This is a genomic window from Collinsella sp. LCP21S3_A9, assembly GCF_052118785.1.
Classification (GTDB): domain Bacteria; phylum Actinomycetota; class Coriobacteriia; order Coriobacteriales; family Coriobacteriaceae; genus Collinsella.
Map to the genome: position 1 here is coordinate 1 of NZ_JBQKGN010000031.1, position 11,576 is coordinate 11,576.

Below are 11,576 nucleotides of genomic sequence, written 5' to 3' on the forward strand. Positions count from 1 at the left end.
AGTTCCGTTAGCGCAGTTGGTGAAAGTGCGTTAGCGGGGTCGGCGAAAGCGCGTTAGCGCATTCGGCGAGATGCGTTTGCGAAAGTGGTCAATTTTAGATTAGCGCTAACACCTGTCGCCGTCGACCATCTACCGCTGGGTCTCGGCGGGCTACGACGGCATGACCAGCATGGAGCTCAGGCGCAAGGTCGGCTACAGGCCGAGGAAGCGCGCCGCGGGCCGGGCGGCGACCCGCCACTCCGCCCGCAGGTCGCATGCCGCGTTCCTCGCCCTCGGGGAGGACGCGTGCGCCGCGGCCTGGGAGATGGACACCGTCGAGGGGGCCCGGGAGGACTCCGCCTGCCTGCTCACGCTGCTGCACCGCCCCAGCAGGCTCCAGCTCGCGCTGCCGCTGGAGGAGAAGACCGCCGGGTGCGTCGCGGGCGCCCTGGAGGGCGTCCGGGCCATCCTCGGCGCCGACGGGACGCGCCGCGTGTTCCGCGCCGTCCTCACCGACAACGGCGCCGAGTTCTCCGACGAGGCGGCGGTCGCGGCGCTGCTCGGCGAGGGGCCGGGCGAGACGAGGCTGTTCTACTGCGACCCCAGGCGCAGCGACCAGAAGGGCGCCTGCGAGCGCAACCACGTCGAGATCAGGAAGCTGCTGCCCAAGGGCGCCGGAATCAGGTTCGACCGGCTCGCCCCGGCCGACCTGGCGCTGGCCATGTCGCACGTGAACTCCGAGCCCCGCGGCGCGCTCGGCTTCGCGACGCCCGCGCGCGCCTTCAGGGCGATGCTCGGGGAGGACGCGGCGGCGCTGCTGGACGCCTACGGCGTGGGGGACGTGCCCATCGGCGATCTCGACCTGACGCCGGGGCTCATCGAGAGGGCGCGCGCAGAGAGGGGCGATGCCCCGCTGGCCTAGCCTAGGAGAAAAAACGGAATAGACGGACCGACCGTCCGGCTGAGTCTGGGAAGAGGTGCCGGGCGGCGGGCGGGGCATGGCCACCGGACCCATCGAAACACATCTCCACCATTCCTTCAACTGGGAAAATGGCGCCCCCGGGGCCCGGATAGGACCTCGGGGGCGTTCGGTTAACTGCGGGAGCGTGCCGTCAGCTCAATGTGTTCGGTTGAGATCGGAAATCAACCATTGCATCGCTCCGTCGTTTGCCCAACCGTGCCGAAACCAATCGATGACCTGCGTAATCGGCCCAGGCGAACTGTTCAAATGAGGTAGTTACGGACGGTCGGGAATCAAGTTTAATAATTCAAAATGTCGCGTTGTACCGCTGGTATGCATTTTGCGACCGCAGCCATGCTGCGAGCGACTTGCGTTTATCTGGCAGAAAGTCGGTATGTACCCGCCCTTGTCCTCAAATCCGTCAAGCTCTTGGACAGCATTTGGTTGGAATATGCAAGAAAGGCCGTGCGAGTATGGGCATATGTGGAGGTCATGAGGTTGTAGCTGCATATTCTTGCAGCCTGGGAGGTTGAAAGATACTATTACCAAGTCTTTTCCTGCTTCAGGCGCACCTTCACGACCTGAAGCCACATTTGTCCAGAGGAGGTGACAATATGAAGGCTTATGAACTGCTGTTCTTTGTTGACCCGTCGCTCGACCCCGAGACTCGTCTCGCTGTTATGAAGCGTATCGATACCACGATCGCTGAGGGCGCTGGCAAGGTCGACTCCGTTGACGAGTGGGGCAAGCGCAAGCTCGCCTACGAGATCAACGACCTCACCGATGGTGACTACACCCTCATCAACTTCCACGCAGATCCTACCCAGATCGCCGAGCTTGATCGCGTCCTGCGCATCACCGACGCTGTGGTCCGCCACATGATCGTCCGTCGCGACGACCAGGAGTAAGACTGTCGTTTTGGACTGGGCTTGTGCCCCAAGAGGAAGTAGTGAGTAATGAGCATCAATCGAGTGAACATCACCGGTAACCTCACCCGCGATCCCGAGCTGCGCGCCACTGCCGGCGGAACCCAGGTTCTGTCCTTTGGCGTCGCCGTGAACGATCGCCGCCGCAATGCGCAGACTGGCGAGTGGGAGGACTATCCCAACTTTGTCGACTGCACTATGTTCGGCACCCGCGCCGAGGCCGTGAGCCGTTTCCTGGCAAAGGGAAGCAAGGTCGCGATCGAGGGCAAGCTGCGCTACAGCTCTTGGGAGCGCGACGGTCAGCGCAGGAGCAAGCTTGAGGTCATCGTCGATGAGATCGAGTTTATGAGCTCCCGTGGTGGCCAGGGTGGCTACGATCAGGGCGGTTACGCCCCCGCAGCTCCCGCGCCCGCAGCGCGTCCTGCCGCACCGGTGGCTACGCCGCCCGCGGTCGACGTCTACGATGAGGACATCCCGTTTTAAGGGTTGTTCACCTATTTTTGAGTGAGAGGCGGCTTCGGTTCGCCGAAGTTGCCAAATGAAAGGTATTTTGACATGGCTAATGATTTTTCTGCACGTCAGCCGCGTCGTAAGTACTGCCAGTTCTGCAAGGAGAACACTGAGTTCATCGACTATAAGGACACTCAGCTTCTCCGTAAGTACATGACCGACCGTGGCAAGATCAAGCCCCGTCGCGTCACTGGCGCTTGCACGCAGCATCAGCATGACATCGCCAACGCCATCAAGCGCGCCCGCGAGATGGCTCTCCTGCCGTACACCGTCCCCGTGGTTTCCTCTCGTGGCAACCGCGACCGCGGCTAAGAAGGGAGACGCATCATGAAGGTTATTCTTCTCGATGAGATCAAGGGCAAGGGCGGCGAGGGTGACGTCGTAGAGGTCGCTCAGGGTTACGCTGAGAACTTCCTGTTCCCCAAGAAGCTTGCTGTTGCCGCCACCAAGGGCAACCTCAAGCAGCTTGACGAGCGTCGCAACAACATCGCCAAGCGCGAGGCCGTCCGTCTGGCTACCGCCAACGAGACCAAGGCTGCCCTCGAGGGCAAGCAGGTCACCGTCGACGTCAAGGTCGGCGACGAGGGCATCCTCTTTGGCTCCGTCACCGCCGCTATGATCGCTGACGCCATCAAGGATCAGCTCGGTATGGACATCGACCGCAAGCGCGTCGAGCTCGGTAAGCCCATCAAGGTTGCCGGTGCCCACACCGTTGCCATCTCGCTGTACCGCGAGATCAAGGCCGAGGTTGTCGTTCTCGTCGGCGTTACCGCCGAGGAGCTCGCTGCCGAGGCTGAGGTCGAGGAGGCCGCTGAGGTCGCCGAGGCCGAGACCGCCGAGGTCGAGACCGAGGCTGCTGCTGAGTAGCATTTGCTGCAACGCAACAATCTTGTTCTAAGAAGGGCGCTCTGGGAGACCGGGGCGCCCTTTTATTTTTTGCGCTGAGTGGGCGTCACGTCATACATTGAGATGTAGTTCCACATAAGGGACCGTTCATCCGTTTGGTTCGGTGATGATTGTTAAGGCGCGCCTCGATTTAAAGCTGTGGCTGATACTATGGATGCTCGCAAGCGATATGAATGAGGATGCTCATGGCATATGACGATAGGGAGACATGGCTGACGGTCGAGGACCGCGGCTCCAAGTTGGGTCTCCCCCAAAACCAAGATGCAGAGGCCAACGTACTGGCCGCCATGCTGCTATCGCCCGAGGTGGTCGAAGAAGCCCAGGTCGAGCTGCAGCCCGATGATTTCTACCGGCCCATTCATAAGACCATCTATACCGCGATGGTCGATATGTACAACAGTCGCATTCCCATCGACTCCATCTCGCTGATCGATTACCTGCGAAGCATCAACAAGCTCGATGCCGTGGGCGGCGAGGCGTACATTTTGGAGCTGATGGGTCAGACCCTGTCGCTCGTCAACTGGCAGCACCATGCCGCCATCGTTCGTCGCGACTCGATGCTGCGTGAGCTGATTGGCGCCACCAACGAGATTAACGCGCTGGCCTATAACGCCCCCACCGATACCAAAGAGATCGTGGAGCTGGCCGAGAGCAAGCTGCTCAAGGTTACGGCGCGCGAGGTTAAGTCGAGCTACAAGACACTGACCGAGTTTATGGTCGAGGCCTATAACGAGGCCGAGGAAGTGTGCCAGGCCGGTGGCCAGGCAGCGGGCGTGCCCACGGGCTTCCCGTCACTCGACCGCATGCTTATGGGCTTCCGTGAGGGCCAGCTCATCATTATCGGCGCCCGCCCCGCCGTGGGTAAGACCTCGTTCGCTCTAAACCTGGCGCTCAATGCCGCCGCTGCGGGCTACACCGTCGGCTTTTTCTCGCTGGAGATGTCGGGCAAGGAAATTGCCCAGCGCCTGATTTGCGCCTATGCCATGATTTCGATCAGTGATTTTCGCATGGGTCGCATTAGCCCCGAGCAGTGGGCCAATATCAACGAGGCCACGCAGACCTTGTCCAAGCTCGATATTCTGATTGACGATACGCCCGGCACCACGGTGACCGAGATTCGCGCCAAGAGCCGCCGCATGCTCCACAACAAGGAGAAGGCCATCATTATCTTGGACTACCTGCAGCTGGTGAGTCCTCCGCCGGGACGCCGTTCCGAGAGCCGCACCGTCGAGGTCTCCGAGATGTCTCGTGGCTTAAAGATTATGGCCAAGGAACTCAAGATCCCGCTGATCGCGCTGTCTCAGCTGTCGCGTCAGGTCGAATCCCGTACCGGCAAGCGCCCGCAGCTTTCCGACCTGCGCGAATCGGGCTCCATCGAGCAGGACGCCGATATCGTCATGTTCTTGGACCGTTCCGCCGACGAGGCCGAGGCCTCGCGCGACGACCGACCCGACGAGGGCGTCACGCGTATTGTCGTGGCCAAGAACCGTTCGGGCCCGATCGGCGACGTCGACCTGATGTTTCTGCCGGCATCTACCAAGTTCTATGAGCTTGATGGGGTGCATACCGAGGAGTAGGACAGGCGCCCGTTGCACGGGTATACTGGGAATGTTTTGTGCTTCTGCCCGCCGTGTGGCGCGCAGACAGTCCATGTATGTAAGGAGTAAACATGCCGTCAACCGTTTTGGTCGGTGCCCAGTGGGGCGATGAGGGCAAGGGTAAGATCTGCGACCTGATCGCCGGCGACTTCGATGCCGTCGTGCGCTATTCGGGCGGCAACAACGCCGGCCACACCATCGTTGTCAACGGCAAGAAGTACGGCCTGCACCAGGTGCCCTCCGGCATCATGTACGCCGACCACGTGTCGGTGATTGGCAACGGCTGCGTCGTCAACCCCAAGGTTGTCCTTGAGGAGATCGACATGTTCGAGGCCGATGGCATCACCACCAAGAACCTCAAGATCAGCGGCAACGCACACGTGATCATGCCGTATCACGTCGACCTGGACGGCGCCTTTGAGCAGAAGCTCGGCAAGAAGAGCATCGGTACCACCAAGCGCGGCATTGGCCCGTGCTATCAGGACAAGATGGCTCGTATTGGCCTTCGTATGCAGGACATGCTGGACGAGGAGCTCTTCCGCGACAAGCTGGAAACCGCTCTTGCCCGCGTGAATCCCGAGCTCGAGCTGCTTTACGGCCTGCCCACCTACACCGTGGACCAGATCTGTGAAGAGTACCTGCCCATGGCCGAGCGCCTGCGCCCGTACATCACCGAGACGAGCCTGCTGCTCAACAACATGATCGATGAGGGTAAGACCCTGCTCTTTGAGGGCGCCCAGGCAACATTGCTCGATATCGACCATGGCACCTATCCGTTTGTCACGTCTTCTAACTGCACCGCCGGCGGCGCGATCACCGGTTCTGGTGTTGGCATGAAAAACGTCGACCGCGTGCTGGGCGTCATGAAGGCCTACATCACCCGCGTCGGTGCAGGCCCCATGCCCACTGAGCTTTCCTACGAGTCCGAGGCCGGCCATACGCTGACCGAGGAGGGCTATGAGTACGGCGTGACCACCGGTCGCCGTCGTCGCTGCGGCTGGTTTGACGGTCCCATCGCCAACTACGCCTCGCGCGTCAACGGTCTTACCGACATCGCCCTGACCAAGCTCGACGTGCTTTCGGTCTTCGACACCATTAAGGTGTGCGTGGCCTATGACGTCGACGGCGAGCGCTACACCAGCGTGCCCGAGCACCAGGTGCGCTTTGAGCATGCCAAGCCCATCTACGAGGAGCTTCCCGGCTGGAAGTGCGATATTACCGGCTGCCGCAGCTTTGAGGAGCTGCCGCAGGAGGCTCAGGACTACGTGGCATTTGTCGAGGATCTGGCGCACACGCGCGTGACGTTTGTCGGTGTTGGCGCCGGCCGCGAGCAGATCATCAACCGATTCTGGAAGTAATCGGCGTTATTTGGTTATTGCGATATACCCCTTCGCAGCCCGGACGGGCGGCCGAGGGGTATATTTGCTTGTAATGGGCCCGCATGGTTGACGGGCCGTTAATCCATAGAGGAGGCACCTTTGAAGGCGGACACTCAAACCATCGACATCCTGTTGTTGGGCAGCGGCGGCCGCGAGCATGCTTTGGCAGCCAAGCTCGCGGCATCACCGCGCGCCGGCAAGCTCTACATCGCCCCGGGCAACGGCGGCACCGCGAGCTGCGGCGAGAACGTGGTTCTCGACGATTGCGATCCTGCTGCCGTGGCGGCGTTTGCACAGAGCCACGGATGCGGACTCGTGGTGATTGGCCCCGAGGCTCCGCTCGTGGCGGGCGTGGCCGACGCCGTGCGCGCGGCGGGTATTCCCTGCTTTGGCCCGGGTGCCGAGGGCGCTCAGATGGAGGGCTCTAAGCTGTTCTCCAAGCAGCTCATGGAGCGCGCGGGCATTCCGACGGCCGCCTACGGCTCGTTTACCGACGAGGCTTCGGCTCTCGCCTATGTGCGCGAGCAGGGCGCTCCGCTGGTCGTGAAGGCCGACGGTCTTGCCGCGGGCAAGGGCGTTATTGTGGCAACCGAGCTTTCGCAGGCCGAAGAGGCCGTGCGCGAGTGCTTTGGCGGCACCTTTGGCGACGCCGGCAACACCGTGGTTATCGAGGAGATGCTCGTTGGCCCCGAGTGCTCGCTGCTGGCCTTTACCGACGGCAAGACCGTGCGCCCCATGGCCACCTCTCAGGACCACAAGCGCGCGCTTGAGGGCGACCTTGGTCCCAACACGGGCGGCATGGGCGTTTACAGCCCGGTGCCCATCGTGACCGACGAGGAGCACGCCACCATGGTGAAGGTCATGGAGCAGACCGTGGCCGAGCTCGCCGCCGAGGGCATCGATTACCGTGGCTGCCTGTACGGCGGCTTTATGCTTACCCCCGCCGGCCCCAAGGTGCTGGAGTTTAACGCCCGCTTTGGCGACCCCGAGACGCAGGTCGTGCTGCCGCGCCTTAAGAACGACCTGGTCGAGGTCATGCTTGCCTGCGCTAACTGCGAACTCGACCAGATTGAGCTCGATTGGCGTGACGAGTGGGCGGTGGCCGTTGTCCTGACGAGCGCAGGCTATCCCGGCAGCTACGAGAAGGGCAAGGTCATCACCGGCATCGAGGATGCCGAGGCCATGGAGAACGTGACCGTGTATCACGCCGGCACCGCCGTGGTTGACGGCCAGCTCGTGACCAACGGCGGCCGCGTGCTCGCCGTGACCGCGCTGGGCGACACGTTCGAGAACGCTCGCAACCTTGCCTATGAGGCTTGCGAGAAGATCGATTTTGAGGGCAAGACCCTGCGTCACGACATTGGCCTGCGCGCGCTGCGCGGCCGCGACGCCTGGGATGCTTAAAATCCGAGAGGAATGAGACGGATGGACGAGAAGAACGAAGAGCTCGTGGACGCGCAAATTGTCGAAGAGGACAGCCACATGTATGGGCACGCCGAGGGCGAGCCTGGTGGCGAGGTCGCTGACGAGCCGGCGCTGGTGCTGGGCGACGACGACCCGCACGATGCCGAGCTGCATGAGAAGATTCTTTCGGAGGAGTGCGCCTGGAAGGGCAAGATCCTCGACGTCCACCGTCTTGAGGTTGAGCTGCCCAACGGTCACCGCAGTGCCCGCGATATCGTTCGCCATCCGGGTGCGGCGGCCGTTGTGGCGCTGACCGAGAGCGGCAAGATCGTACTGGTGCGTCAGTACCGCACCGCCATCGACCGCGTGACGGTTGAGATTCCCGCCGGCAAGCTCGACCCAGGCGAGGACCCGCTCGATTGTGCCAGGCGCGAGCTGCATGAGGAGACGGGCTTTAAGGCCGGGCGCATTCGCTTTTTAACGTCTATTGTCACGACCTGCGGTTTTTGCGACGAGATTATTCACATCTACCTGGCCACCAAGCTCGAGTTCGATGCGCCCAACCCCGACGATGACGAGTTTGTCAACGTTGACCTGGTGCCGCTGCACGAGCTGATCGATGCCGTGCTCGACGGCAAGATTGAGGATGCCAAGACCGTCGTGGGCGCGCTCGCCTGCGACAGCATCGCGCACCGCCTTGGTGGTTCTGAACTGTAACGAGTGGGGATAGCCCTGGGACAAGTACTACTGATTGCTTTGTCCCAGGGTTTTACGTTGCTGATATTTCTTTGAGGATCACATGCTGAAGCGTTTTCTGTCTTACTACAAGCCCCAGATGGGGCTTTTTGTTGCCGATACCATTTGCGCCCTGGTGCTCGCCGCCATTGACCTGGCGTTTCCCATTATCCTGCGCAATCTGTGCGGCGGGCTGTTTACCCAGGGCCAGACTGCCATTATGCAGGCGCTCGGTATGATCGCGGTGGGACTGGTGCTGATGTATGCCACCCGCTGCGCCTGCCGCTACTTTGTGAGCTATTGGGGCCACGTGATGGGCGCGCGCATGGAGTCCAAGATGCGCGAGGACTTGTTCGATCAGTACGAGCGTTTTAGCTTTGCGTACTTTGATCGCAACAGCTCGGGTGACATGATGAGCCGCGTGGTCAACGACCTGTTCGATATCTGCGAGGCGGCGCACCACGTGCCCGAATGGATCATTATTTGCGGTATCGAGATCATTGGCTCGTTTGTGATTCTGTTTACCATTGCGCCGGTGCTCGCGCTCGCCATGGCCGTGGTGACGGCGGTGTTCGCGGTCATTATGTTTTGGCAGAATATGCGCATGCGCGAGGTCTTTAGCGATAACCGCAAAAAGATCAGCGGCATCAATGCGCAGCTGCAGGATTCGCTGGCGGGCATGCGTGTGGTCAAAAGCTTTGCCAATGAGCAGACCGAACGCTCTAAGTTCCGTGCCTCTAACGATCGCTACCTTTCGTCCAAGGAAAACATGTATCACGCCATGGGCGTCTACACTGCGACGTATGGTCTGCTCTCGGGCGTGCTCTATGTAATCGTGGTGCTGCTGGGCGGTTGGCTCGTTGCCCAAGGCCAGCTGCAGGCGGTCGATATGGCAACCTTCGCGCTCTACATTTCGCTGTTCTGCACGCCGCTTGAGACGCTCGTCAATTCGGCCGAGACGTATCAGAAAGCCATCGCCGGCTTTAAGCGCATGGACGAGGTGCTCTCGACTGTCCCCGATATTCAGGATAAGCCGGGTGCTGCGGATCTGCAGGTGACGGCCGGCGCTGTTGAGTATCGCGACGTGTGCTTTAGCTACGAGGATGTCGAGCTGGGCGCGGGCGACGGGACGCGTCCCGTTATCGACCATATGGATCTGTCCATTAAGCCCGGTCAAACCATCGCTTTGGTTGGTCCCTCGGGCGGCGGCAAATCAACGACTTGTTCGCTGTTGCCGCGCTTTTACGACGTTGCCGCCGGCTCCATTAGCATTGACGGCCAGGATGTGCGCGACGTGACGCAACGTAGCCTACGCCAATCCATCGGCCTGGTGCAGCAAGATGTCTATCTGTTCGACGGAACGATTGGCGAGAACATCGCCTATGGCAAGCCGGGCGCCACGGCAGAAGAAATCGCCGAGGCGGCCCATCGCGCCAACATCGATGCTTTTATCGAGTCGCTTCCGCAGGGCTATGACACCGTGGTGGGCGAGCGCGGCAGCCGTCTTTCTGGTGGTCAAAAGCAGCGCGTCGCCATCGCGCGCGTGTTTCTCAAAAATCCCAAGATCCTTATTTTGGATGAGGCGACCAGTGCTCTGGATAACGAGAGCGAGGAGGCGGTGCAGGAGTCGCTCGAGCGCTTGGCGCGTGGCCGCACCACGATCATCATCGCTCACCGTCTCTCGACCATTAAGCATGCCGACGAGATTGCGACGGTTGAGCATGGTCGCGTTGTGGAACGTGGCACGCACGAGGAGCTTCTCGCCCGTGGCGGCACTTATGCCCGTTACTATCGAATGCAGTTCGAAGGTGCGCGTGCGCACGAGCTCGACTGATTGATATGACAGGAAGGTTATGGCTGATAAGAACCATCTGACTCCGGAAGAAGTGACGGAGTTATTCTCCGAAATCGATGCATCCGGCGTCTTGGATCCTACACTCGCCAAAAAGCGTACCGAGCGCATGCGCGAGAAAGAGTCTGCCGTCAAACGCGGTGACAAGGCGACACTGGCGCGGCTGCGCAGCGAGGATCGCGCGAGCCAGGCAAAACATATCGACCCGCTGTCCGAGGACGATCCTTCGGGTTCGCAGGTGAGCCATACCATTACGAAAACTGCCATGGCCGTGGTTATCGGCATCCTGGTGCTGATTGTGGGCATGCAGATCGGCTACGGCGTGATGCGACGCCTGAACACCGCGAACCTCTCCGAGAGCGTTTCGGTGGATACCGTCTCGACCGCGCTCAAAGGTGGACTTGAATGGGGCAACGGCTTTACGCAGTTCCCGCTCGATTTTACCGTCGACGAGGCCGACGAGGGTACGGGCACGGTTGAGGTGACGGTGCTGGACACGTCTTCTGCCAATGAACTCGAGTTGCTGTCCAACGGTCAGATTCAGGCGGCGGCGCTCGCAACCAATGCCCTGCTCAACGACAAGATTGACCGTGTGGTGTATAACGTCCACGCCTATATCGACGAGGACAGCAGGATTCAGCATGATTCCTTCTTTGGCATGTTTCCCGCCCAGGGCCACCAGAGTGCCATCATGACGTTCGTCTGGACCAAGAGCTCTTCCAACGCCACCAATATCGACTGGAAGATGCGTATCGTGAGCATGGATGACACCATTGCCGAGCGTATTCAGAAACAGGTGAACTCGGTATCGTCGCTCATCGAGGACCCGGCGGTGAGCCAGACTAAGATTGACGAGGAAAAGGCCGAACGTGACCTGGAGCACCGCCTGCACGGCCGCGAGATTTTCCGTGGCGGCAAGCTTGGCCGCACCCCGTCCGAATTACTTGAGCAGGACAAGCAAAAGTAGTCCGCAGCCACATAGAACGATGACATCCCGCGTGAGCCGCAAGCCCACGCGGGATCATTTTTCTGGGACGGGGATTAAAAAATCATTCTGAAAGCAGAGCTTTGTCGCTGAGTAGTCAATTTGGGACGGGGCTATTTTAGCTGCCCCGTCCGTCAATCAACCTAACCGTCGTGCCACCAGCCGGGGTAGCTAAAATAGCCCCGTCCCAAATTGACTACTCGCCAACCGCATACATGACAGAATGATTTTTTAAGGCTCTGTTAGACCAGGATTGACATACATGTGTCCCCACGGTGCCATATCGTTGACCCCGTAGACCGCGATGATGGGGGCAGCATGAACGCCGAAGACCTGGTCCT

Annotated in this window: 11 protein-coding genes; all 11 read left to right on the forward strand. The window is 60.5% G+C overall.

Features of this window, described 5'->3' with window-relative positions:
• Positions 1 to 112: 112 nt before the first annotated feature.
• The 11 genes from ACTQ05_RS09045 to ACTQ05_RS09095 all read left to right on the forward strand — a co-directional run bounded on the left by ACTQ05_RS09045 (position 113) and on the right by ACTQ05_RS09095 (position 11,217).
• Positions 113 to 901, forward strand: a complete 789-nt coding sequence (locus tag ACTQ05_RS09045; protein WP_441538921.1) for an IS30 family transposase — start codon at positions 113 to 115, stop codon at positions 899 to 901.
• A gap of 653 nt (positions 902 to 1,554) precedes the next feature.
• Positions 1,555 to 1,848, forward strand: coding sequence for a 30S ribosomal protein S6 (gene rpsF, locus ACTQ05_RS09050; protein WP_006235831.1), 294 nt, complete (start codon positions 1,555 to 1,557; stop codon positions 1,846 to 1,848).
• Positions 1,849 to 1,896: 48 nt separating this feature from the next.
• Positions 1,897 to 2,349: a single-stranded DNA-binding protein gene (locus ACTQ05_RS09055; RefSeq protein ID WP_441538918.1), complete on the forward strand. Its 453-nt coding sequence runs from the start codon at positions 1,897 to 1,899 to the stop codon at positions 2,347 to 2,349.
• A gap of 72 nt (positions 2,350 to 2,421) precedes the next feature.
• On the forward strand, positions 2,422 to 2,688 hold the full coding sequence (gene rpsR, locus ACTQ05_RS09060) for a 30S ribosomal protein S18 (protein ID WP_006235829.1): 267 nt from the start codon (positions 2,422 to 2,424) through the stop codon (positions 2,686 to 2,688).
• Between the two features lie 15 nt (positions 2,689 to 2,703).
• Positions 2,704 to 3,243, forward strand: coding sequence for a 50S ribosomal protein L9 (gene rplI / locus ACTQ05_RS09065; RefSeq protein ID WP_154516756.1), 540 nt, complete (start codon positions 2,704 to 2,706; stop codon positions 3,241 to 3,243).
• 218 nt (positions 3,244 to 3,461) lie between these two features.
• On the forward strand, positions 3,462 to 4,859 hold the full coding sequence (dnaB, locus tag ACTQ05_RS09070) for a replicative DNA helicase (protein ID WP_156599526.1): 1,398 nt from the start codon (positions 3,462 to 3,464) through the stop codon (positions 4,857 to 4,859).
• A 92-nt stretch (positions 4,860 to 4,951) separates the two neighbouring features.
• Complete coding sequence (locus tag ACTQ05_RS09075) at positions 4,952 to 6,238, forward strand: adenylosuccinate synthase (RefSeq protein WP_427717940.1); 1,287 nt, start codon at positions 4,952 to 4,954, stop codon at positions 6,236 to 6,238.
• 120 nt (positions 6,239 to 6,358) lie between these two features.
• A complete protein-coding gene (gene purD / locus ACTQ05_RS09080; RefSeq protein WP_154516747.1) occupies positions 6,359 to 7,663 on the forward strand; it encodes a phosphoribosylamine--glycine ligase in 1,305 nt (434 codons plus the stop codon).
• A 21-nt stretch (positions 7,664 to 7,684) separates the two neighbouring features.
• Complete coding sequence (locus tag ACTQ05_RS09085; protein ID WP_441033470.1) at positions 7,685 to 8,380, forward strand: NUDIX domain-containing protein; 696 nt, start codon at positions 7,685 to 7,687, stop codon at positions 8,378 to 8,380.
• 82 nt (positions 8,381 to 8,462) lie between these two features.
• The gene (locus tag ACTQ05_RS09090; protein ID WP_154516744.1) at positions 8,463 to 10,232 is read left to right on the forward strand and encodes an ABC transporter ATP-binding protein; all 1,770 of its coding nucleotides are present in this window, start codon (positions 8,463 to 8,465) and stop codon (positions 10,230 to 10,232) included.
• A 19-nt stretch (positions 10,233 to 10,251) separates the two neighbouring features.
• A complete protein-coding gene (locus ACTQ05_RS09095; protein ID WP_154516741.1) occupies positions 10,252 to 11,217 on the forward strand; it encodes a hypothetical protein in 966 nt (321 codons plus the stop codon).
• The last annotated feature ends 359 nt before the right edge of the window (positions 11,218 to 11,576 follow it).